The 22,840-nt window shown below is 71.8% G+C and carries 17 protein-coding genes; all 17 read right to left on the bottom strand.

Going from position 1 to position 22,840, the window contains the following annotated elements; all coding sequences use genetic code 11:
• Positions 1-109: 109 nt before the first annotated feature.
• The 17 genes from cimA to gatC all read right to left on the bottom strand — a co-directional run bounded on the left by cimA (position 110) and on the right by gatC (position 22,767).
• On the bottom strand, positions 110-1,714 hold the full coding sequence (gene cimA / locus AMK19_RS20975; protein WP_073814029.1) for a citramalate synthase: 1,605 nt from the start codon (positions 1,712-1,714) through the stop codon (positions 110-112).
• 336 nt (positions 1,715-2,050) lie between these two features.
• The gene (locus AMK19_RS20980) at positions 2,051-2,617 is read right to left on the bottom strand and encodes a Uma2 family endonuclease (RefSeq protein WP_073814032.1); all 567 of its coding nucleotides are present in this window, start codon (positions 2,615-2,617) and stop codon (positions 2,051-2,053) included.
• Between the two features lie 95 nt (positions 2,618-2,712).
• Entirely contained in the window at positions 2,713-3,825 is a 1,113-nt protein-coding gene (locus AMK19_RS20985; RefSeq protein ID WP_073814034.1) for a branched-chain amino acid aminotransferase, read from the bottom strand.
• 165 nt (positions 3,826-3,990) lie between these two features.
• Positions 3,991-5,028, bottom strand: a complete 1,038-nt coding sequence (locus AMK19_RS20990) for a 3-isopropylmalate dehydrogenase (protein ID WP_073814037.1) — start codon at positions 5,026-5,028, stop codon at positions 3,991-3,993.
• A 63-nt stretch (positions 5,029-5,091) separates the two neighbouring features.
• Entirely contained in the window at positions 5,092-5,667 is a 576-nt protein-coding gene (locus AMK19_RS20995; RefSeq protein ID WP_083647155.1) for a Uma2 family endonuclease, read from the bottom strand.
• A 28-nt stretch (positions 5,668-5,695) separates the two neighbouring features.
• Positions 5,696-8,737, bottom strand: coding sequence for a S8 family peptidase (locus AMK19_RS21000; RefSeq protein ID WP_073814041.1), 3,042 nt, complete (start codon positions 8,735-8,737; stop codon positions 5,696-5,698).
• A gap of 92 nt (positions 8,738-8,829) precedes the next feature.
• A complete protein-coding gene (locus AMK19_RS36600) occupies positions 8,830-8,991 on the bottom strand; it encodes a hypothetical protein (RefSeq protein WP_198953398.1) in 162 nt (53 codons plus the stop codon).
• Between the two features lie 285 nt (positions 8,992-9,276).
• The gene (serA, locus tag AMK19_RS21005) at positions 9,277-10,863 is read right to left on the bottom strand and encodes a phosphoglycerate dehydrogenase (RefSeq protein ID WP_073814043.1); all 1,587 of its coding nucleotides are present in this window, start codon (positions 10,861-10,863) and stop codon (positions 9,277-9,279) included.
• A 232-nt stretch (positions 10,864-11,095) separates the two neighbouring features.
• Complete coding sequence (gene ilvC, locus AMK19_RS21010) at positions 11,096-12,094, bottom strand: ketol-acid reductoisomerase (RefSeq protein WP_073814045.1); 999 nt, start codon at positions 12,092-12,094, stop codon at positions 11,096-11,098.
• A gap of 148 nt (positions 12,095-12,242) precedes the next feature.
• A complete protein-coding gene (gene ilvN / locus AMK19_RS21015; protein WP_073814480.1) occupies positions 12,243-12,767 on the bottom strand; it encodes an acetolactate synthase small subunit in 525 nt (174 codons plus the stop codon).
• 23 nt (positions 12,768-12,790) lie between these two features.
• Positions 12,791-14,641, bottom strand: a complete 1,851-nt coding sequence (locus tag AMK19_RS21020; RefSeq protein WP_073814047.1) for an acetolactate synthase large subunit — start codon at positions 14,639-14,641, stop codon at positions 12,791-12,793.
• Between the two features lie 277 nt (positions 14,642-14,918).
• Entirely contained in the window at positions 14,919-17,915 is a 2,997-nt protein-coding gene (locus AMK19_RS21025; RefSeq protein WP_443135029.1) for a putative bifunctional diguanylate cyclase/phosphodiesterase, read from the bottom strand.
• 245 nt (positions 17,916-18,160) lie between these two features.
• Positions 18,161-19,135, bottom strand: coding sequence for a dTDP-glucose 4,6-dehydratase (gene rfbB, locus AMK19_RS21030; RefSeq protein WP_073814051.1), 975 nt, complete (start codon positions 19,133-19,135; stop codon positions 18,161-18,163).
• Between the two features lie 73 nt (positions 19,136-19,208).
• Positions 19,209-20,708: an Asp-tRNA(Asn)/Glu-tRNA(Gln) amidotransferase subunit GatB gene (gene gatB, locus AMK19_RS21035; protein WP_073814053.1), complete on the bottom strand. Its 1,500-nt coding sequence runs from the start codon at positions 20,706-20,708 to the stop codon at positions 19,209-19,211.
• 27 nt (positions 20,709-20,735) lie between these two features.
• The gene (locus AMK19_RS21040; protein WP_073814055.1) at positions 20,736-20,975 is read right to left on the bottom strand and encodes a hypothetical protein; all 240 of its coding nucleotides are present in this window, start codon (positions 20,973-20,975) and stop codon (positions 20,736-20,738) included.
• Complete coding sequence (gene gatA, locus AMK19_RS21045; RefSeq protein ID WP_073814057.1) at positions 20,972-22,465, bottom strand: Asp-tRNA(Asn)/Glu-tRNA(Gln) amidotransferase subunit GatA; 1,494 nt, start codon at positions 22,463-22,465, stop codon at positions 20,972-20,974. The genes AMK19_RS21040 and gatA overlap by 4 nt, the downstream gene beginning before the upstream one ends.
• Before the next feature lie 5 nt (positions 22,466-22,470).
• Positions 22,471-22,767, bottom strand: coding sequence for an Asp-tRNA(Asn)/Glu-tRNA(Gln) amidotransferase subunit GatC (gene gatC / locus AMK19_RS21050; protein WP_035866399.1), 297 nt, complete (start codon positions 22,765-22,767; stop codon positions 22,471-22,473).
• Between the last annotated feature and the right edge of the window lie 73 nt (positions 22,768-22,840).

A 22,840-nucleotide genomic window follows, 5' to 3' on the forward strand; every position in this document is an offset into this window, starting at 1 on the left:
ACGCCCTCCTCGCCCGCCTGCGCTGACGAGACCAAGGCATGGCCACGCCAGCAGGGGGCGTGCGGAGTCATCCGCACGCCCCCTGGGCACTTCCTCGCACCGACCGCCGTTACGGCTGCTGATCGGCCCTCAGCAGGCCGTAGGTGTACGCGTCCTCCAGCGCCACCCAGGACGCCGCGATCACGTTGTCCGCGACGCCGACCGTGGACCACGTCCCGGTGCCGTCGGTGGACTCGATCAGCACCCGGGTCTTCGAGCCGGTGCCGTGCTGGCCCTCCAGGATCCGGACCTTGTAGTCCACCAGCTCCAGCTTCGCCAGCGGCGGGAAGATCGGCTCCAGTGCCGCCCGCAGCGCCTTGTCGAGCGCGTCCACCGGGCCGTTGCCCTCGCCGGTGGCGACCTTCCGCTCGCCGCGCGCCCACAGCTTCACGGTCGCCTCGTTGCCCGCCCGGCCCTCCGGGCCCTGCTCGCTGATGCTCCGCCAGGACTCCAGCTCGAAGAACCGCAGCCGCTCGCCGCCGTTCACCTCGTCGCGCAGCAGCAGTTCGAACGAGGCGTCCGCCGCCTCGTAGGTGTAGCCCAGGTTCTCCTGCGCCTTCACCCGGGCCACCACCCGGCCCGCCAGGTCGCGGTCGCCGGTCAGGTCGTAGCCCAGCTCCTTGCCCTTCAGCTCGATCGACGCCCGGCCCGCCATGTCGGACACCAGCATCCGCATGGTGTTGCCGACCAGCTCCGGGTCGATGTGCTGGTAGAGATCCGGGTCCACCTTGATCGCTGAGGCGTGCAGGCCCGCCTTGTGCGCGAACGCCGAGAAACCGACGTACGGCTGGTGGGTGGACGGGATCAGGTTGACCACCTCGGCGATGGCGTGCGAGATCCGGGTCATCTCGGCGAGACTGCCGGCCGGCAGCACCCGGCGGTCGTACTTCAGCTCCAGCGCCGCCGTCACCGGGAACAGGTTGGCGTTGCCGACCCGCTCGCCGTAGCCGTTCGCCGTGCACTGCACGTGCGTGGCCCCCGCGTCCACCGCGGCCAGCGTATTGGCGACCGCACAGCCGGTGTCGTCCTGCGCGTGGATGCCGAGCCGGGCGCCGGTCTCGGCCAGCACCGTCTCGACGATCTCGCGCACACCGGACGGCAGCATCCCGCCGTTGGTGTCGCACAGCACCACGACGTCCGCGCCGGCCCCGTGCGCGGCCTTCACCACGGCCAGCGCGTACTCCGGGTTCGCCCGGTACCCGTCGAAGAAGTGCTCGCAGTCGATGAACACCCGGCGGCCCTGGGAGCGCAGGAACTCCACGCTGTCCCGGACCATCTCCAGGTTCTCCTCCAGCGTGGTGCGCAGCGCCAGCTCGACGTGCCGGTCGTGGGACTTCGCCACCAGCGTCACCACCGGCGCACCGGACGCCACCAGCGCTGCCAGCTGAGGGTCCTCGGAGGCCTTCCCGCCGGCCCGCCGGGTCGCCCCGAACGCCACCAACTGGGCGTTCTTCAGCTCAAGTTCGGCCTGGGCGCGGGCGAAGAACTCGGTGTCCCGGGGGTTGGCGCCGGGCCAGCCGCCCTCGATGAAGCCGACACCGAACTCGTCCAGGTGGCGCGCGATGGCCAGCTTGTCCGCCACGGTGAGGTTGATCCCCTCCCGCTGGGCGCCGTCGCGGAGCGTGGTGTCGAAGACGTGGAAGCCGTCGTGCGGGCGGCTGTTGGCCTCGGTCATGGCCCTGGGTTCTCCGTTCGGTGGAGTATTTTCGTGCATTTTGCCGGGATCGGAATCCGGCTCCACTGTCCAGCATCCCGCGCGCGTCCCCGGTGTCTCCGGTCCCCTCGTGAGGGCCCGGGCCGGTCCGGGACAAAACAAAAGACCCCTCGCGGGTGCGAGAGGTCTGCGCGCGGGTCTGGACGCTGGTGGTCGCTCCGCGATCAGGGTGTTGCCACGGAAGCGGTCACTGCGGACCGGCGCGCCTGCTGCTAATAATCAGCGAAAGCGAGGACACCCTTGGAGTCTTGCACACCGTCCGCGATACGACAGACCCGTCTCGCCATCCGAAACGGCTCAGGCCGGCCGGTCCGTCGCCAGGTCGAACCCGAACGGCTTGGGCAGCGGCAGCGGATCTCCGAACGGCACGGAGGTGGTCGCGGTGTACTCGCCGCCCTCCGGGTGGCTGTGCAGCACCGCCTTACCGGCCTTCCGATCCACCAGGAGGTACAGCGGAATCTCCGCCGCGGCGTAGCCCTTCCGCTTGCCCCAGCGATCCTTTGCGGGGTTGCTGGAGGTGACCTCCACGACCATCAGGAGCCGATCGGACTTCATCCACGGGGGCTGACCGTCGAACGCTCCCTCCTCGGCGAACGTCCCGTCCGGAATGAACCTGCCGCCGGGAACGATCAGTCCCTTGTTCCCGGCGAACGTGATGTCGCCGTCGCACAGCCGGAACACCTGGCGGACGATCCGGCCGATGGCACCCTCGTGGTCGCCGTCGGGCGGTGGCGTCACAATGATCTCCCCCTCGATGAGCTCGGCCTTGAACCCCTCCGGGATCTCCAGGGCGAGGAATGCCTTCAGGAGGACGTCCTCGGGGCTGCGGTAGACGTCGGCCGTGTCGTACGTCGCGGCGGTCATGGTCCCTCCCTCCTATCCGATCTGCTCAACGAGTGGAGTTTTCCGAGGGTATCGAGCCCGGGCATTCCGCCATGGAATGCCCGGGCCGGAAGGCGTCAGACGATCTTGTGCAGCCAGTGGTGGGTGTCCGGGCGGTGGCCGCCCTGGATGGCGAGGAGGGCCTCGCGGAGCTGCATGGTGAGGGGGCCGGGCTCGCCGGTGGCGACGGTCCAGTCGGCGTTGGCGGACTTGACGTGGCCGACGGGGGTGATGACGGCGGCGGTGCCGCAGGCGAAGACCTCGGTGATGGTGCCGTCGGCGTTGCCCTGCTTCCACTCGTCGGTGGAGATCTTGCGCTCCTCGGAGCGGTAGCCCAGGTCGTTGGCGAGGGCGAGCAGGGAGTCGCGGGTGATGCCGGGGAGCAGCGCGCCGGAGAGCTCGGGGGTGACGACGGTGGCGTTCTCGCCCTCGCCGACGACGAAGTAGAGGTTCATGCCTCCCATCTCCTCGACCCACTTGTGCTCGGCGGCGTCCAGCCAGACCACCTGGTCGCAGCCCTTGGCGGCGGCCTCGGCCTGGGCGACCAGCGAGGCCGCGTAGTTGCCGGCGCACTTCGCGGCGCCGGTGCCGCCCGGCGCCGCGCGGACGTAGTCCTCGGAGAGCCAGACCGAGACCGGCTTGACGCCGCCGGGGAAGTACGCGCCGGCCGGCGAGGCGATGATCATGAAGATGTAGGAGTTGGCCGGGCGCACGCCCAGGCCGACCTCGGTGGCGAACATGAACGGCCGCAGGTAGAGGCTCTGCTCGGGCTGGTTCGGCACCCACGCCTGGTCCTGCTTGACCAGCAGCTCGACAGCCTCGACGAAGGCCTCGACGGGCAGCTCGGGCATCGCCAGGCGGCGCGCGGAGGCCTGGAAGCGCTCGGCGTTGGCCTCGGGGCGGAAGGTCGCGATGGAGCCGTCGGCCTGGCGGTAGGCCTTCAGGCCCTCGAAGATCGCCTGCCCGTAGTGCAGGGTCATGTTGGCCGGGTCGATCTCCAGCGGCGCGTACGGCGTCAGCTGGGCGTCGTGCCAGCCGCGGCCCTCGGTCCAGCGGATGGTCACCATGTGGTCGGTGAAGATCCGGCCGAAGCCGGGGTTGGCCAGTCGGGCCTCGCGCTCCGCGTCGGACAGCGGCTGCGCCGAGGGCTTGAGGTCGAACGTGATGGGCGCCTGGGTGGGCGTGCTCATGGCTGTCTGTCCTTCACCGTGGGGTTTGGCTGGGCCACCGCCGGGCGGAAGAACGCATGACGGCACGGCCCACTGTCGATACTCGCATCCAGAGGGCCGTGCCGAACAGCCGGGAGGCTGTACGTATATGAACCGGCCCGTCGGCCGGAGTTGTCGTCCGGCCGGTCAGCCCGATACTCGGGCGGCGAGCGCGTCGCCGACCTCGGAGGTGGACCGGGCGCCGTCGCGCTCGGCGAGGTCCGCGGTGACCGCGGCCTCGACCTGGGCGGCCTCGGCGGCGAAGCCGAGGTGCTCCAGCAGCATGGCGACCGACAGCACGGTGGCGGTCGGGTCGGCCTTGCCCTGGCCGGCGATGTCCGGGGCGGAGCCGTGCACCGGCTCGAACATCGACGGGAAGTCGCCGCTCGGGTTGATGTTGCCGGACGCGGCCAGGCCGATGCCGCCGGTGACGGCTGCGGCGAGGTCGGTCAGGATGTCGCCGAACAGGTTGTCGGTGACGATCACGTCGAACCGCTCGGGCTGCGTGACGAAGAAGATCGTCGCCGCGTCCACGTGCAGGTAGTCGGTGGTGACCTCGGGGAACTCCCGGCCGACCTGCTCGAAGATCCGGGTCCACAGGTGGCCGGCGTGCACCAGCACGTTGTTCTTGTGGACCAGCGTCAGCTTCTTGCGCGGGCGGGCCTGGGCGCGACGGTAGGCGTCCCGGACGACCCGCTCGATGCCGAACGCGGTGTTCAGCGAGACCTCGGTGGCGACCTCCTGCGGCGTACCGGTGCGCAGCGTGCCGCCGTTGCCGACGTACGGGCCCTCGGTGCCCTCGCGGACGACCACGAAGTCGATCTCCGGCTGACCGGCCAGCGGCGACTTCACCCCCGGGAACAGCTTGCCCGGACGGAGGTTGATGTGGTGGTCGAACGCGAACCGCAGCTTCAGCAGCAGCCCCCGTTCCAGCACCCCGGACGGCACGCTCGGGTCGCCGATCGCCCCGAGCAGGATCGCGTCCTGCCCCTTCAGCTCCTCCAGCACCGCATCCGGCAGCGTCTCCCCGGTCCGGTGGTACAGCCGGGCCCCGAGGTCGTACTCGGTGGTCTCCAGCTTCGCGTCGGAGGGCAGAGCGGCCCGAAGCACCTTGAGGCCCTCGGCCACGACCTCCTGGCCGATACCGTCACCCGGAATCACTGCGAGACGAATGGTGCGAGACATGCCTGGGACAGTACAACCGTCCCAGGCCCTGAGCACGCGGCGTCCACCATCCGGACGGGAACGTCAGCTCAGCTCGATGTCGACCGGGAACGGGTGCTCGACCTTGAGCCGGTCGTGGAAGATCCCGGTGGGGGTGTAGCGGTTGCTCGCCGGGTCCAACTCGTAGGTGTAGACGACGGGCCGGCCGTCGACGTTCTCCACCCGCCAGAAGAAGCGGATGCCGGCGGCGGCGTACTTGCGAGGCTTGATCTCGCGGTCGCGCGTCCGCGACTCGGGCGAGACGACCTCGACGGCGAGCAGAACGTCCCCGGCCGCGAAGTACGTCTGCCCGAGCCCCGTGCTCGACGCGCTGTCGACCACCACGATGTCGGGCTCCGGCCGGTTTCTGTCGTCCAGCTTCACCGTCATCAGTGGCCAGGATTCCCATCCGTCGGGGACGGCTGCCGCCAACGCCATGTGCAGAGTGAGGATGACCCGGATGTGAAACTTCGCCTGCGGACTCACGAAAACCAGGCTCCCGTCGATCAACTCGGTGTGCGGCGGGAGGTCCGGCAGTCGGTCGAGGTCGTCGGCGGTGTAGCCGCCGACCGGCGGGCGGAGCCAGTCCGGGTACGGGTCGACGCTCATCAGTGCTCCCATGGCGGGGATTCTGGCCTGTGCTGTCAGGCTACCGGGTGGTTTCCCGCCCGGGATCACTCTCCGGAGTGAGGACCTGGACGCGCCGCCCGACCCGGTTCAGGTGGTGGATCAGCAGCGCGTCCGACAGGGAGGTGCGGAAGATCTCGCCGGCGCGGACGGTGTGCAGGACCGGGGTCGGGCGGGCGAGGTCCACGGGGTACGGGCCGAGGGTGGCGAGGGCGGTGGCCGGGTCCGGGGTGGAGCCGGTCCAGAGCGTGTACCGGAGCGCGGTGGCCGGGGGCAGCGCGGCGAGGCGGACGGGGAGGAGGAGGGTGTCGGAGTCGAGCAGCGCGGTGTCGGTGTCGCCCCAACGGCCGTTGAGGGGCTGGACGTCGAGTTCGGCACCGGTGCGCGCGTCGAGGGTGCGGGCGACCAGGACGTCGCTGCCGGGGAGGCGGTCGGCGACGACGGTCGCGTCGGGGGTGCCGTCGCCGTCGAGGTCGAGGGAGGCGCGGACGCCGGAGGCGCCGGCGGGGGTGGCGGCGGGGGCAGCCAGCGCGGCGGCGAGGTAGAGCATGCCCTGGTCGTCGACGGCGGCCGCGGCGTGCCGCAGGTCGCCGGTGCCTTCGCCGCCGGGCTGCAGGACGGTGAGCAGGTCCGGCCCGGCGACGCCGAACGCGGCGGGGGTGCCCAGCGCGGTGGCGTCGGTCGCGTGGCGCGGTGCCGCGAACAGCGGCACCCACAGGGACGGCAGCGCGGAGTCGGCGGGAGTGAGCACGAGCCGCCCGGAGAGCTCGCCCCGGTAGGTGCGCGGGTGCCCGGCCTGAACGAGGTCGAGCGTGGGGTCGGGGGCCCGGCCGAGCCCGCCCGTCAGCCGGAGCGTGACGGTGACCGTCGCCGTACCGTGCGGCGGCACCACGACCCGCGCGGGCGACAGTCCGAAGGACGCCCCGGGAGTCTCCGTCGAACCCGAATACCCGACGCCGTACACGAGTTGACGATCACTCAAGTTTCGAACCGCCACCTCCCGGGTGGCCGCGACCGCCCCCGTCGCCTCCACCACCCCGAACGACACGCCGACCGCCCCCTCCACCTGCGTGCCGTACGCCAGCGCGGGGGTCCGGACGGCCCGGTCCACCCGGACGCGGCCGCTGCCGGCGCGTTCGGGGCCGTAGACGGGGCCGGTGCGGTCGTCGTGCAGGTAGGTGTCGGTGGCAGTGTTCATCAGCGCGGCCTTGATCTCGGCAGCGTCCCAGTCGGGGTGCGCGGAGCGGACCAGCGCGGCCAGTCCGGCCAGGTGGGGGGTGGCCATGGAGGTGCCGTCCTCGCGCAGGCCGGCGCTGCCGGAGCCGGCTTTCGCGGACCAGATGGTCTCGCCGGGCGCGGCCAGGTCGGGCTTGACGATGCCGTCGACGCCGATGCCGCGGGAGGTGAAGCCGGCGAGGGTGTCGGTGCGCTGCGGCTGGTCCTGCGGGACGGTGCCGTGCAGCGGGTTGCCGGGCGCGGCGAGCCGCACCGTGACCGGCCCGTCCCGCAGGGCGGCCAGCAGGCGTTCGCCGTCGGCGCGGGCCAGGATCGCGGCGGGGATCCGTTCGTCGCCGGCGACTTCGCCGAGGTCGTCGCCGTCGGCGGCGTACAGCGCGCCGATCGCTCCGGCGTCGGCGGCGTGGTCGGCGCGCGGCGCGGAGCCGCAGGCCCGGTCGGCGTCCCGGGTGGTCCAGCGCAGGACGGCGATCCTTCCGCGCAGCCGTTCGGCGTCGGCCTCGTCGAACGCCGCGCACCCGTCCAAGTCCCGTTCGGGCGCCGCGAGTTCGCCACTCACTGCGGCGGTGTCCCACTGCGTGTACCGGTTGCTCCAGTGCGCGGGGACGGTCCCGGCGAGGGCGGCGGGGGCGAGGACGGTGATGCCGTCGGCGTCGCCGTGCGGGTCGACGGAGGCGGCGGCGGTGAGCACCCGGGCGGCGGTGCCGGGGCTGCTGCCGATGCCGTAGTGGTCGCCCTCGTTGCCGGAGGCGGCGACCACGAGGGTGCCGAGTGCGGCGAGCCGGTCGGCGGCGAGCGAGTCGGCGTCGCCGGGGGTGCCGAAGGGGCTGCCGAGGGAGAGGTTGACGATGTCGAGCCGGTCGGAGAGGTCGCCGTCGCCGTCGGGGTCGGCGGCCAGGTCGAGGGCGGCGGCGAGCTGGTCGGTGGAGCCGTGGCAGCCGAACACCTTGATGGCGTAGAGCTGGGCGCCGGGGGCCGCGCCGGGGGCGACCTTGAAGGCTGCGGGGTCGAGGCCGGGCCGGTAGGGGCCGGGGTAGGGCTTGCCGTCGGTGGTGACGCCGAGGCCGGCGGCGGTGCCGGCGACGTGGGTGCCGTGGCCGTTGGCGGCGCAGTCGAGCGGGTTGTCGTCGGGGTGCGGGGTGGGCTGGTAGTGCTCGGAGGTCGGGTCGGGGTCGTAGTCGTCGCCGACCAGGTCCTTGCCGCCGACCACCTTGGCGTTGGGGAACAGTCCGGCGGGCGGCGGTGCGGCGCCGTCGACGGCGCGGTAGGCCTCGGGGGTGCCGGGGCCGCCGAAGTCGGCGTGGGTGTAGTCGATGCCGGAGTCGACGATGCCGATCCTGACGCCTTCACCGGTGTGCCCGGCGGGCCCGTCCCACACCGTGGGGGCGCCGGTGAGCGGCACCGAGTAGCCGTTGGTGGGCTGCTTGGGCGTCACGGGGTGGACGGCGCGCACGCCGGGCAGGCCGGCCAGCCGCGGGAGCCGGTCGGCGGGCAGCCGCAGGGCGAGCCCGCCGACCAGGGTGCGGGTGCGGTAGAGCGGACGGGCCTCGGGGACGGCGCGCCGCAGTTCGGCGGTGAGGGTGTCCAGTGAGCGGTCGGCGGCTTCCCGGCCCGCCCGTCCGGCGGCGGCGGCCGCGCGCCGGGTCTGGTCGGGGGTGCGGCGTTCGCGCCGGGCGCCGTCCTGGGCGCGCCGCCAGGCGGTGGCGACCGGCTCGGCGGCCAGTTCGAGTAGGACAGTGGTCGTCCCGTGCGGCCGGACGGCGGCTGCCGCGGGTGCGGTCGGGACGAGCAGGGCGAGGGTGGCGAGGAGGCCGAGGGCGGTGCGCACCGCCCCAACCTAGGAGCCGCCGCCGGGCCGGACCCGGCCGTTCACCGCATGGGTGACGGTAAGTCACCCGTGCGGCGCAGCGGCGCGGGTGCTCAGTCCTCGGCGGGCGCGCCGTTGTCGCGGCGGTCGAGCGCGCGCTGCAGGGCGGCGGCGGTGCGCGGGTCGGCCTGGACGCGGCGGCGCCGGCGCCGGCCGACGGCGGCGGTGGCGGAGGGCGTGGTGGGGGCGGTGGTGCGGTCTGCGACGAAAGGCATACCGGGCTCCTTGGTGCGGGGGCGCAGCAGCGCGCGAAAGGGTGAGGAGGAGGAGAGGTACGCCTGGCAGGGGTCGCCTGCCGCACCGCGTACGTGTCCACGGGCCACGCGCCCCGGCGTTGCGGGGGTGGCGCATCGTATGACTACTCCACAGTACGGCGGGTGGGCCGCACTGTCGCGGAATTACTTGGATTTCCTACTATCTGAGACAACGACGACCCCGGGTATGCGAACGGCCCTTCCGCCTCAAGGTCGGAAGGGCCGTTCGGGGGTGCTGAGGGAGCGTCAGCCGAGGTTCACCGAACGGGCGAAGCGGGCACCGATGGCGCCGGCGATCTCGGTCAGGACCTCCTGCGAGACCTCGGTGTCCACGGTGATCGAGGCGAGCGCGTTGTCGCCGTCGCGGGCGACCTGCATGCCGGCGATGTTGATGCCGGCGTCGCCGAGGATGCGGCCGAGGGTGCCGACCACGCCGGGGCGGTCCTCGTAGTGGAAGAACGCCATGTGGTCGGTGAGCGCGACGTCCACGTCGAAGCCGTCCACGCCGACGATCTTCTGGGTCTGCTTCGGGCCGGAGAGGGTGCCGGAGATCGACACCTCCTCGCCGTTCGCCAGGGTGCCGCGGACGGTGATCACGTTGCGGTGCTCGGGCGACTCGCTGGAGGTGGTGAGGCGGACCTCGACGCCACGCTCCTGGGCGAACAGCGGGGCGTTGACGTAGGACACCGTCTCGGCCACGACGTCCTCGAACACGCCCTTCAGCGCGGAGAGTTCGAGCACCTTCACGTCGTGCTGGGTGATCTCGCCGCGGACCTCGACGTCGAGGCGGACGGCGACCTCGCCGGCCAGCGCGGTGAAGATCCGGCCGAGCTTCTCGGCCAGCGGCAGGCCCGGGCGGACGTCCTCGGCGATCACGCCGCCCTGGACGTTGACCGCGTCCGGCACCAGCTCGCCGGCCAGCGCGAGGCGCACCGACTTGGCGACGGCGATGCCGGCCTTCTCCTGGGCCTCGTCGGTGGAGGCGCCCAGGTGCGGGGTGGCGACCACGTTGTCGAGGGCGAACAGCGGGGAGTCGGTGCACGGCTCCTTGGCGTAGACGTCCAGGCCGGCGCCGGCGACCCGGCCCTCCTGGAGGGCGCGCAGCAGCGCGTCCTCGTCGACGATGCCGCCGCGGGCGGCGTTGACGATCCGCACGCTCGGCTTGACCTTGTGCAGCGCCTCGTCGCCGATCAGGCCGATGGTCTCGGGGGTCTTCGGCAGGTGCACGGTGATGAAGTCCGAGACCTCCAGCAGCTCTTCGAGCGAGAGCAGCTTGACGCCCATCTGGGCCGCGCGGGCGGCCTGGATGTAGGGGTCGTAGGCGACGATCTTCATGCCGAACGCGGACATCCGCTGCGCGACCAGGACGCCGATCCGGCCGAGGCCGACCACGCCGAGGGTCTTCTCGCTGAGCTCGACGCCGGTGTACTTGTTGCGCTTCCACTCGCCGTCCTTGAGCGCGGCGTTGGCGGGCGCGATGTTGCGGGCGACCGAGATCAGCAGGCCACAGGCGAGCTCGGCGGCGGTGACGATGTTGGAGGTCGGCGCGTTGACGACCATCACGCCGGCCTTGGTGGAGGCGGCGACGTCCACGTTGTCCAGGCCGACACCGGCGCGGGCGACGACCTTGAGCTTCTTCGCGGCGGCCAGCGCCTCGGCGTCCACCTTGGTGGCGGAGCGGATCAGGATGGCGTCCACGTCGGCGATCGCGGTCAGCAGCTCGGCGCGGTCCGCGCCGTTGCAGTGCCGGATCTCGAAGTCGGGGCCCAGCGCGTCGACCGTGGCGGGCGAGAGCTCTTCAGCGATCAGAACGACAGCGCTTTTAGGTGTCACAGTGCTCACGACAGTGTGTCCTTAAATGTCCGGTTCACCCCGCCGGGCGGAGGGCACGTGAGGTGGCGTGCGCAGGGCGGGGGAAGGTGGCATGTCGCGTAGCTAGACGCACGACGCTGTGGGCCTGACGCGTAATTCGGGAGTCTATCGGCGGGCCGCCGGGGGGACTGCTCCCGTCCGGCGAAATCACCCGGACGGGAACAGCCTTGTTGTACAACGGGGATGAGGCCGATCAGGCGCTCTCGTCCACCCAGGACATCAGCTTGCGCAGCTTCTTGCCGGTGGTCTCCAGCAGGTGGTCGGCGTCCGCGTTCTTGTACTCGTTGTACTTCGGCAGGCCCGCCTTGTACTCGGCGATCCAGTTGTTGGCGAAGGTGCCGTCCTGGATCTCGGCGAGGACCTTCTTCATCTCGGCCTTGGTGTCGGCGGTGATGATGCGGGGGCCGGTGACGTAGTCGCCCCACTCGGCGGTCTCGGAGACCGACCAGCGCATCTTCTCCAGGCCGCCCTCGTACATCAGGTCGACGATCAGCTTCAGCTCGTGGAGGCACTCGAAGTAGGCGATCTCGGGCTGGTAGCCCGCCTCGACCAGGGTCTCGAAGCCGGCCTTGACCAGGGCGGCGGTGCCACCGCAGAGGACGGCCTGCTCACCGAACAGGTCGGTCTCGGTCTCCTCGGTGAAGGTGGTCTTGATGACGCCGGCCTTGGTGCCGCCGATGCCCTTGGCGTAGGACAGCGCCAGCTCGAAGGCCTTGCCGGTGGCGTCCTGCTCGACGGCCACGATGCACGGGACGCCGCGACCCTCCTGGTACTGGCGGCGGACCAGGTGGCCCGGGCCCTTCGGGGCGACCATGCAGACGTCGACGTCGGCCGGCGGCTGGATGAAGCCGAAGCGGATGTTCAGGCCGTGGCCGAAGAACAGGGCGTCGCCCGCCTTCAGGTTCGGCTCGATGGCCTCCTTGTAGACGTCGGCCTGGATCGGGTCCGGCACCAGGATCATGATGACGTCGGCCTCGGCCGCGGCCTCGGACGGGGTGACCACGCGCAGGCCGGCCTCCTGGGCGGCGGCACGGGACTTGGAGCCCTCCAGCAGGCCGACCCGGACGTCGACGCCCGAGTCGCGCAGCGACAGCGCGTGGGCGTGGCCCTGGCTGCCGTAGCCGATGACCGCGACCTTGCGGCCCTGGATGATGGACAGGTCGGCGTCGTCTTCGTAGAACAGCTCGGCCACGGGGGCACATCTCCTTGCGTGGTGGTGTTGCCGGGGGTTCCTACCGTAGGCGCACCCGGCGGGGGTTCGGTGGTGGTGCTCAAGTGTTGATACGGCGCGCGAAGCGCGTCCTTCGAGGGTGGTGGGCGACGGGTGGGAAAGACGGGCGTCAGGCGGAGCGGTCGAGCGCGCGCAGCGAGCGGTCCGTGATGGAGCGGGCGCCGCGACCGATCGCGACCACGCCGGACTGCACCAACTCCTTGATGCCGTAAGGCTCCAGCATCCGCAGCATGGCCCCCAGCTTGTCCGAGGACCCGGTCGCCTCGATGGTCACCGCGTCGGGCGACACGTCGACGGTCTTGGCGCGGAACAGCTGGACGATCTCGGTGACCTGCGAGCGGGTCTCGGCGTCGGCGCGGACCTTCACCAGGACGAGTTCGCGCTGGACGGCCTGGGCCTGGTCCAGCTCGACGATCTTGATCACGTTGACCAGCTTGTTGAGCTGCTTGGTGACCTGCTCCAGCGGCAGCTCCTCGACGTTGACCACGATGGTCATCCGGGAGATGTCGGGGTGCTCGGTCGGGCCGACCGCCAGCGAGTCGATGTTGAACCCGCGGCGGGAGAACAGCGCGGCGATCCGGGCGAGCACGCCGGGCTTGTTCTCGACCAGGACGGACAGGGTGTGCTTGGACATGGTGGTCATCGCTTTCTGGTCCGTCAGTCCTGGTCGTCGCCGAAGTCGGGGCGGACGCCCCGGGCGAACTGGATCTCGTCGTTGCTGGTGCCGGCGGCGACCATCGGCCAGACCATCGCGTCCTGGTGGACGATGAAGTCGATGACGACCGGGCGGTCGTTGATCTCCATGGCCTGCTTGATGACGGCGTCCAGGTCCTCGGGTCGCTCGCAGCGCAGGCCGACGCAGCCCATCGCCTCGGACAGCATCACGAAGTCCGGGATCCGGGTGCCCTGGGCGGGCTGCTCGATGCCGTCGTGGCCGGGCCCGGAGTGCAGCACGGTGTTGGAGTAGCGCTGGTTGTAGAACAGCGTCTGCCACTGGCGGACCATGCCCAGCGAGCCGTTGTTGATGACCGCGACCTTGATCGGCAGGTTGTTCAGGCTGCACGTGGTCAGTTCCTGATTGGTCATCTGGAAGCAGCCGTCGCCGTCGATCGCCCACACCGGGGTGTCCGGCTTGCCGGCCTTGGCGCCCATCGCGGCGGGGACGGCGTAGCCCATGGTGCCGGCGCCGCCGGAGTTCAGCCAGGTCGCGGGCTTCTCGAACTGGATGAACTGGCTGGCCCACATCTGGTGCTGGCCGACGCCCGCGGCGTAGATGGCGTCCGGGCCGACCAACTGGCCGATCCGCTCGATGACCTGCTGCGGCGACAGCATGCCGTTCGGGGCGGGCTCGTGGCCGATCGGGTAGGTCGTCTTCCAGTGGTTGAGCTTGGTCCACCAGTCCGCGTAGTCGCCGCGGTGTCCGGCGTCGAACTCGGCCTGGACGGCGACGATCAGGTCGGCCAGCACCTCGCGGGCGTCGCCGACGATCGGGACGTCCGCCGGGCGGTTCTTGCCGATCTCGGCCGGGTCGATGTCGGCGTGCACGACCTTGGCGTTCGGGGCGAACGAGTCGAGCTTGCCGGTGACCCGGTCGTCGAAGCGGGCGCCCAGGGTGAACAGCAGGTCGGACTTCTGCAGCGCGGTGACGGCGGGGACCGAGCCGTGCATGCCGGGCATGCCCAGGTGCTGCGGGTGGCTGTCCGGGAAGACGCCGATCGCCATCAGCGTGGTGACCACGGGAGCGCCGGTCAGCTCGGCCAGGATGCGCAGCTCGGTGCCGGCGTTGGCCTTCAGCACGCCGCCGCCGACGTACAGCACCGGGCGCTTGGAGTTGACCAGCAGCTTGGCGGCCTCGCGGATCTGCTTGGCGTGCGGCTTGGTGACCGGACGGTAGCCCGGCAGCGAGGCCTCGACCGGCCAGCGGAAGGTGGTGGTGGCCTGCAGGGCGTCCTTGGCGATGTCGACCAGGACCGGGCCGGGACGGCCGGTGGCGGCGATGTGGAAGGCCTCGGCGATGACGCGGGGGATCTCGGCAGGGTCGGTCACCAGGTAGTTGTGCTTGGTGATCGGCATGGTGATGCCGCAGATGTCCGCCTCCTGGAAGGCGTCCGTGCCGATCGCCTTGGAGGCGACCTGGCCGGTGATGGCGACCATCGGGACGGAGTCCATGTAGGCGTCGGCGATCGGGGTGACCAGGTTGGTGGCGCCGGGACCCGAGGTGGCCATGCAGACGCCGACCCGGCCGGTGGCCTGCGCGTAGCCGGTCGCGGCGTGGCCGGCGCCCTGCTCGTGGCGGACCAGGATGTGGCGGACCTTGCTGGAGTCCATCAGCGGGTCGTACGCCGGGAGGATCGCGCCGCCCGGAATGCCGAAGACCGTGTCGGCCCCGACGGCTTCGAGCGAGCGGATGAGCGACTGCGCGCCGGTCATGGTCTCGATGGTCTGCTGACCCGGAGCGTGGGCGGCCGGGTGGTCCCCGCGGCGGGGGGTTGCGGCGTGCTCAGTCATCTGCCTGTCTCTTCTCGGGTTCTGCTCGGGGTGGCGCCGGCCCGGGCGGCGGTGGCTGCCCGGGCGGTCTCCGGCGGTGCCTCGATCGTCCGGATTTCGGGGGTTTGAGGCCAGGGTTCCTGCGATGGCCGGCCCGGATTCGTGCAACAAAAAACCCCTCGTGCCAAGGGCATGCGAGGGGGAGGCGCGTCAGGCTGGGCTTTCAGCCGACGCGCCCGCCAAGTACGAGAATTCGGGTGGTCATGGCACCGACCTTCCTCCCACGCGGCGGTGGGTGTCAAGCTGGTGGGACCGACGTCTCACCATTCGGTCCGCCGATCGGACCCCCGACGGCATGCCGTTGTGGCAGCTCAAGGCCCCCGTGGAGGTGTCCGGCGCGGCCCGCCGAGGCCTCCGCCAGGCCGCCCGAACGCGGTTCCGGGGTGAGCAGCGGGCGTCGGCCGGGGTGGCCCTGGCCGGGGCGCGGGACGGGGTAGCCGCGGCGCAGCAGGGCGCGGCGCAGCCGCAGTTCGTCGAGCGGGCGGTCGAAGGCCAGGCCCTGGCCGCGGCGGCAGCCGAGTTCCTGGAGCACGGCGACCTGCCGGGGGTGGTCGACGCCGTCGGCGCCGGTGACCAGGCCGAGGTCGCGGCCGAGCCGCAGGGCGTGGCCGGCCAGCGCCCGGGTGAGGGTGGAGTCGGCGATGTCCTGGACCAGGCTGCGGTCGAGTTTGAGCGCGTCGAACGGCATCCGGGCGAGCACGCCGAGCGAGCCGCCGCCGGTGCCGAATCCGGCGAGCGCGGTGGACACCCCCAGTCGTCTGAACGCGGCCAGCCGGCGGCCGAGTTCGTCGGCCAGCGCGTCCGGGCCCATCCGGGAGACCTCCAGGACGAGCAGGTCGGGCGGCAGTTCGGTGTCGCGCAGCGCGCCGGCCAGGGTCTCGTACATGCCGGGCGCGCAGAGCCGTTCGGCGGCGAGTCGGACGGTGACCGGGACGGGTGGGGCGGCGGGGCCGTCGGCGCGGCGGCGGGCGGCGGCGGCGACCGCCTCGGTGACCAGCCAGCGGGCGAACCGGGTGGCGCCGTCGCCGGTGTCGGCGGTGCGCAGGAACTCGGCGGGGGTGAGCAGCATGCCTTCGGCGGAGCGCCAGCGGGCCTGTGCCTCGACGCCGGTGAGCCGGCCGCCGACCAGTTCGACCACGGGCTGGTGGAGCAGCGCGAAGGAGCCTTCGCGGACGGCGGCGCGCAGCCGTTCCTCCAACTCGCCGCGCCGGTCGAGTTCGGCGCGCATCGCCGGGGTGTAGAGCACCACCCGGCCCTTGCCGCGCGACTTGGCCTGGTACATCGCCAGGTCGGCGTTGCGCAGCAGTTCGTCGGCGGCGCCCGCGGCCCGGCTCTCGACGGTGCGGGCGTGGGCGTCCTCGTCCTCGCCGGGGAGGAGTTCGGGGACGGGCAGCGGGGCGTCGGGGCCGAACGCGATGCCGATCGAGGCGGCGACGCCGAGTTCGCCGCCGGCGATCCAGTACGGCTCGGAGAGCGCGCCGCGGATGCGTTCGGCGAGGTCGCGGACCTGCGGGTGGCCGAGCCGGCCGCGGACCAGGACGGCGAACTCGTCGCCGCCGAACCGGGCGACGGTGTCCTCGGCGCGGACGGCGGTCTGCAGCCGGCGGGCGGCCTGGACCAGGAGTTCGTCGCCGACCTGGTGGCCCGCGGTGTCGTTGACGGCCTTGAAGCCGTCCAGGTCGAGGAAGAGCACGGCGACGGCGGTGCCGGCCGGGGCCTGCGCGGAGAGCGCGGCCCGGACGCGGTGCGCGAACAGTGCGCGGTTGGGCAGGTCGGTGAGCGGGTCGTGGAACGCGTTGTGCTGCAACTGGGCCTGCAGGCGCACCCGTTCGGTGATGTCGCGGCTGTTCAGGATCAGGCCGTCGCGGTACGGGTTGACGGTGGATTCGACGTGCAGCCAGTCCCCCTCGCCGGAGCGGATCCGGCACTCCACCCGGGCGGAGGGTTCGCCGTTGTGGAACCGGGCGCCGCGGGCGCGGGCCAGGATGCGGCGCACCTCGGCGAGCACCCGGTCGACGTCCTCGGGGTGGACCAGGTTGAGCAGGTTGCCGCCGACCAGGTCCTCCGGGTCGCGGTTGTAGACCCGCAGCGCGGCGGGGCTGACGTAGGACAGCGCGCCGGACGGCCCGGCGATCATGATGACGTCGCTGGAGCCCTGCACCAGGGAGCGGAAGTGGGCTTCCTTGGTGGAGAGTTCCTGGGCCAGCGAGAGGTTGTCGAGCAGCATGACGCCCTGACGGATGATCAGAGCCAGTCCGACGGTGCTGGCGGCGGCGAGCATCACCCGGTCCAGCGGGCGGCCGCCGAGCGCGTTGTAGAGGATTCCGGCGGTGCAGACCGCGGCGGCGGCGTAGGGCGTCAGCGCGCTGAAGGTGGAGGCGACCCGGCGGCGCGGCACGCCCTGGGTGGAGGGGTGTTCGCGGCTGGGGCGGCGGGTGTGCGACCAGGGGGCCCAGGCGAGCAGCAGGGAGCCGGCGAACCAGCCGGCGTCCAGCAACTCGCCGGAGTGGTAGTCGCTGTGGAACTGCGGGGTGGTGAACAGCGCGTCGCACACCACGGTGACGGCGAGGCCGATCATCGCGGTGTGCACGGCGGCCCGATTGCGGTCCCGGCCACGGACGTTGAGGCCGACCACCAGGCTGACCAGCAGGATGTCCAGCACCGGGTAGCCGAGGCCGAGGGCGAGCTTCAGCGGGTCGTCACCGTCGCCGGCGGCGACCCGGCCGAGCGCCAGGCTCCAGCTGAGGGTGAACAGCGAGCCGGCCACCAGCCAGGCGTCCAGCACCAGGCAGAGCCAGCCGGCCGGGTTGCGCGGGCGCTGGGCGAGCACCAGCAGGCCGGTGATGGCGAGCGGGGCGAACAGCAGGAACGGGTAGTCGGCGGCGGAGTCCGGCGGCAGCGGTCGGCCGAGCACCACCTCGTACCAGCCCCAGACGCCGTTGCCGAACGCCACCACCGCCGAGGAGAGGCCGAACAGCAGCCAGGCCGGACGGGTGTGGCCGCCGACCGCGATGCCGTGCGCGAGGCAGGACAGGGCGGCCGCGAGGGCCGCTGCGGCGAGGCCGAAGTCGCCCATCACCAGGGCGAGTTCGCACGATCCCCAGCCGAACCCGGCACCCACCGCGTAGCCGGCGCAGAGCACCGCGAGCAGCACGGCCGTCAGCCGGCGCAGGGCGGGGCGGGCAGGCGGCACCGATTCGGTGGAGTTCAATCGACATCTCCCCCTCCGGCCCATGGCCGTACCGGTGTTCCCGCTCCGGACCCTACACCAATCCGGTCACGCACCGGCACGCTGTCTCCACTCAGCGTAATGATTGGCAGGTCGGGCGGGGGCCCTTCGCGACGGTGTCGCCCGTTCGGCCCAGACCGACCCCCCTGCGCGACCCCCTGCGGACCACTCCCCGACTACGCCAATCACCGTACGGGGCTTGGCCGGTGGCGATGCCGGAGCCCACCCGGCCCGCCTCTCCCGACGGCCCCTCAGTGCGCCCGCCGCTTGACGGCCTTCCACCAGCCCGGGTTGTCGCGGTACCAGTCGACGGTCTCGGCCAGTCCCTGTTCGAACGGGATCCGCGGCCGGTAGCCGAGCTCCTCGCGGATCTTCGTCTCGTCCAGCGCGTACCGCAGGTCGTGGCCCTTGCGGTCGGCGACCTTGCGCACCGCGCTCCAGTCCGCGCCGAGGTGGTCCAGCAGGAGTGCGGTGATCTGCCGGTTGGTCCGCTCGTTGCCGCCGCCCACGTTGTAGACCTCGCCGGCCCGGCCGCCGTCGAGCACCAGTTGGATCGCCCGGCAGTGGTCGTCCACGTGCAGCCACTCGCGGATGTTGGCGCCCTCGCCGTACAGCGGGAGCGGCAGGCCCTCCAGCAGGTTGGTGATGAACAGCGGGACGAGCTTCTCTGGGTGCTGGTACGGGCCGTAGTTGTTGGAGCAGCGGGTGATCGACACGTTCAGGCCGTGGCTGCGCCAGTAGGCGCGGGCGAGCAGGTCGGCGCCGGCCTTGGAGGCGGCGTACGGGGAGTTGGGCAGCAGCGGGCGCTCCTCGGTCCAGGAGCCCTGGTCGATGGTGCCGTACACCTCGTCGGTGGAGACGTGCACCACCCGCTCGACGCCGGAGCGCAGCGCGGCCTCCAGGACGTTCTGGGTGCCGCCGACGTTGGTGCGGACGAACTCGGCGGCCGACTCCAGCGAGCGGTCCACGTGCGACTCGGCGGCGAAGTGCACCACGGCGTCGTGACCGGGCGTCAGTCGGCGCAGCAGGTCGGCGTCGCCGATGTCGCCGTGCACGAACTCCAGCCGGGGGTGGGAGGCCGGCAGGTTCTCCCGGTTGCCCGCGTACGTCAGCTTGTCCAGCACGGTGACGCGGGCGCCGCGCAGGCCGGGGTAGCCGTCCGCGAGCAGCGTCCGGACGTAGTGCGAGCCGATGAAGCCCGCGCCGCCGGTGACCAGGATCCTCATGGGGTTTCTCTTCTCAAAACGACGGTGCCCGCCCCCACCGCGGGGACGGGCACCGTGCGGAGCACCGGCACACTCAGGCCAGCTTCTCCAGGATCAGGTCCTTCACCTTCGCCGCGTCGGCCTGGCCACGGGTGGCCTTCATGACCGCGCCGACCAGCGCGCCGACCGCCTGCACCTTGCCGTCGCGGATCTTCGCGGCGACGTCGGGGTTGTCGGCGATCGCCTGGTCGACGGCCGCGCCGAGCGCCGAGTCGTCGGAGACCACGGCGAGGCCGCGCTTCTCGACGACCTGGTCCGGCTCGCCCTCGCCGGCGAGGACGCCCTCGATGACCTGGCGGGCCAGCTTGTCGTTCAGCTTGCCCTCGGCGACCAACGCGCAGACCCGGGCCACCTGGGCCGGGGTGATCGGCTGCTCGGACAGCTCGGTGCCGGTCTCGTTGGCGCGCCGCGCCAGCTCGCCCATCCACCACTTGCGGGCCTGGTCGGCGGGGGCGCCGGCCGCGATGGTCTCCGAAATCGACTCCACCGCACCGGCGTTGAGCACCGACTGCATGTCCTGGTCGTTCAGGCCCCACTCGGCCTGCAGCCGGGCCCGGCGGACCCGCGGCAGCTCCGGCAGACCGGCGCGCAGCTCCTCGACCCACTCGCGGGCGGGGGCGACGGGGACGAGGTCGGGCTCCGGGAAGTACCGGTAGTCCTCGGCGTTGTCCTTGATCCGGCCGGAGGTGGTGGAGCCGTCCTCCTCGTGGAAGTGGCGGGTCTCCTGGATGATCGTCCCGCCGTCGGTGAGGACGGTGGCGTGCCGCATGATCTCGAACCGGGCGGCCCGCTCGACGCTGCGCAGCGAGTTGACGTTCTTGGTCTCGCTGCGGGTGCCGAACTTCTCGGTGCCGTTGGGGCGCAGCGACAGGTTGACGTCGCAGCGCATCTGGCCCTTGTCCATCCGGGCCTCGGAGACGCCCAGCGCCTTGATCAGCTCGCGCAGCTCGGCGACGTACGCCTTGGCGACCTCGGGGGCCCGGTGGCCCGCGCCCTCGATCGGCTTGGTGACGATCTCGATCAGCGGGATGCCGGCCCGGTTGTAGTCGAGCAGCGAGTACTCGGCGCCGTGGATGCGGCCGGTGGCGCCGCCGATGTGGGTGGACTTGCCGGTGTCCTCCTCCATGTGGGCGCGCTCGATCTCCACCCGGAAGACCTCGCCGTCCTCCAGCTGCACGTCGAGGTAGCCGTTGAAGGCGATCGGCTCGTCGTACTGGCTGGTCTGGAAGTTCTTCGGCATGTCCGGGTAGAAGTAGTTCTTCCGGGCGAACCGGCACCACTCCGCGATCTCGCAGTTCAGCGCGAGACCGATCCGGATCGCGGACTCCACGCCGACCGCGTTGACCACCGGCAGCGAGCCGGGCAGGCCGAGGCAGGTCGGGCAGGTCTGCGAGTTCGGTTCCGCGCCCAGCTCGGTGGAGCAGCCGCAGAACATCTTGGTCTTGGTACCCAGCTCGACGTGGACCTCAAGGCCCATCACCGGGTCGTACGAGGCGAGTGCCTCCTCGTAGGAGACCAGGCTCATGACGCTCACAGCGTCCCTTCTTCAGTCATGGGAGGTTCAGCCGAGCAGGACGTCGTCGTCGCCGAGCCGCTTGAGCTCGCGGACGAGGAGCGCGGTGCCGGTGACCAGGGCGGCGGCGCCGACCAGGGCGTTGATCAGCTTGAGGGTGTCGTTGTCCTCACGGGCGCCGCGGATGTCCTTGGCGATGGAGATCGCCCCGAACGCGCCGGTGCCGATGGACAGCCACAGGCCGGGCTTCGAGTGCTTCCAGCCCTTGGCCTTCTCGATCTTGCTCACAGTGCCGGTGCCTCCTCCAGCAGGGTGTGACCCCACTTGTCGTTGAGCGCGGCCTCGACGGCGCCGCCCACGCGGTAGAGGCGGTCGTCCGCCATCGCGGGGGCGATGATCTGCAGGCCGACCGGGAGATTGTCCTCCGGGGCGAGACCGCAGGGCAGCGACATGGCCGCGTTGCCCGCCAGGTTCGAGGGAATGGTGCACAGGTCGGCGAGGTACATCGCCATCGGGTCGTCCGCCCGCTCGCCGATCGGGAACGCGGTGGTCGGCGTGGTCGGGGAGATCAGCACGTCCACGCCGGCGAACGCGGCGTCGAAGTCCCGGGAGATCAGCGTCCGGACCTTCTGCGCCGAGCCGTAGTAGGCGTCGTAGTAGCCCGAGGACAGCGCGTAGGTGCCTAGGATGATGCGGCGCTTGACCTCGTCGCCGAAGCCGGCCTCGCGGGTCAGCGCGGTGACCTGCTCGGCGGAGCGGGTGCCGTCGTCGCCGACCCGCAGGCCGTAGCGCATGGCGTCGAACCGGGCGAGGTTCGAGGAGCACTCGGACGGCGCGATCAGGTAGTACGCGGGCAGCGCCAGCGTGAACGACGGGCAGGAGACCTCGACGACCTCGGCGCCCAGCTCGCGCAGCAGCTCCACCGACTCGTTGAAGCGCTGCATGACGCCGGCCTGGTAGCCCTCGCCCGCGAACTCCTTGACGATGCCGATCCGCATGCCGCGGATGTCGCGCATCTTCGCGGCCTCGACCACGGCCGGGACCGGCGCGTCGATCGAGGTGGAGTCCAGCGGGTCGTGGCCGGCGATGGCCTCGTGCAGCAGCGCCGCGTCCAGCACGGTGCGGGCGCACGGGCCGCCCTGGTCGAGCGAGGACGAGAAGGCGACCAGGCCGTAGCGGGACACCGAACCGTAGGTCGGCTTGACGCCGACGGTGCCGGTGACGGCGCCGGGCTGGCGGATCGAGCCGCCGGTGTCGGTGCCGATGGCCAGCGGGGCCTCGAACGCGGCGAGCGCCGCCGCGGAGCCGCCGCCGGAGCCGCCGGGGATCCGGGTGAGGTCCCACGGGTTGCCGGTCGGGCCGTACGCCGAGTTCTCGGTGGAGGAGCCCATCGCGAACTCGTCCATGTTGGTCTTGCCGAGGATGACGACGTCCGCGTCCTTCAGACGCCGCGTCAGGGTGGCGTCGTAGGGCGGGATCCAGCCTTCGAGCATCTTCGAACCACAGGTGGTCGGGATGCCCTTGGTGGTGAAGACGTCCTTCAGCGCCAGCGGCACGCCGGCCAGCGGGCTGAGCTGCTCGCCCTTGGCGCGCTTGTCGTCGACCTTGCGGGCGGCGGCCAGCGCGCCCTCGCTGTCGACGTGCAGGAAGGCGTTGACCTTCTTGTCGACGGCGTTGATGCGGTCCAGGTGGGCCTGCGCGACCTCGACGGCCGAGACCTCGCCCTTGGCGATCGCGGAGGCCGTCTCGGCGGCCGTGTACTTGATCAGGTCGGTCATCTCGGTCAGTCCTCCCCGAGGATCTGCGGCACGCGGAAACGCTGGTCCTCACTCGCCGGGGCGCCGGACAGCGCCTGCTCCGGGGTCAGCGACTGTCGCACCTCGTCCGCCCGCATGACGTTGCTCAGCGGGAGCGGGTGGGAGGTCGGCGGGACGTCCTGCCCCGCGACCTCGGAAACGCGGGCGACCGCGCCGATGATCACGTCGAGCTGCTCGGCGAAGTGGTCCAACTCCTCCGCCTGCAACTCCAGACGCGACAGCCGGGCGAGGTGGGCGACCTCCTCGCGCGTGATGCCAGGCATGCAGCGATCCTCAAAGGTGAGTTCTGGTGGACCGGGCGGCCTTGGGCACACCCGTCCCTTTTTGGTCTTGGGG

It is taken from the genome of Kitasatospora sp. CB01950, from assembly GCF_001905465.1.
Taxonomy (GTDB): Bacteria; Actinomycetota; Actinomycetes; order Streptomycetales; family Streptomycetaceae; genus Kitasatospora.

Bases quoted from the DNA above. Each gene is read 5' to 3' on its own strand.
- cimA (WP_073814029.1), bottom strand. From the start codon at position 1,714: ATGACCGAGGCCAACAGCCGCCCGCACGACGGCTTCCACGTCTTCGAC.
- rfbB (WP_073814051.1), bottom strand. From the start codon at position 19,135: ATGAGGATCCTGGTCACCGGCGGCGCGGGCTTCATCGGCTCGCACTAC.
- AMK19_RS20995 (WP_083647155.1), bottom strand. From the start codon at position 5,667: ATGGGAGCACTGATGAGCGTCGACCCGTACCCGGACTGGCTCCGCCCG.
- AMK19_RS20985 (WP_073814034.1), bottom strand. From the start codon at position 3,825: ATGAGCACGCCCACCCAGGCGCCCATCACGTTCGACCTCAAGCCCTCG.
- AMK19_RS36600 (WP_198953398.1), bottom strand. From the start codon at position 8,991: ATGCCTTTCGTCGCAGACCGCACCACCGCCCCCACCACGCCCTCCGCC.
- AMK19_RS21020 (WP_073814047.1), bottom strand. From the start codon at position 14,641: ATGACTGAGCACGCCGCAACCCCCCGCCGCGGGGACCACCCGGCCGCC.
- AMK19_RS21025 (WP_443135029.1), bottom strand. From the start codon at position 17,915: ATGGGCCGGAGGGGGAGATGTCGATTGAACTCCACCGAATCGGTGCCG.
- AMK19_RS20980 (WP_073814032.1), bottom strand. From the start codon at position 2,617: ATGACCGCCGCGACGTACGACACGGCCGACGTCTACCGCAGCCCCGAG.
- gatA (WP_073814057.1), bottom strand. From the start codon at position 22,465: ATGACCGACCTGATCAAGTACACGGCCGCCGAGACGGCCTCCGCGATC.
- gatC (WP_035866399.1), bottom strand. From the start codon at position 22,767: ATGCCTGGCATCACGCGCGAGGAGGTCGCCCACCTCGCCCGGCTGTCG.
- ilvN (WP_073814480.1), bottom strand. From the start codon at position 12,767: ATGTCCAAGCACACCCTGTCCGTCCTGGTCGAGAACAAGCCCGGCGTG.
- AMK19_RS20990 (WP_073814037.1), bottom strand. From the start codon at position 5,028: ATGTCTCGCACCATTCGTCTCGCAGTGATTCCGGGTGACGGTATCGGC.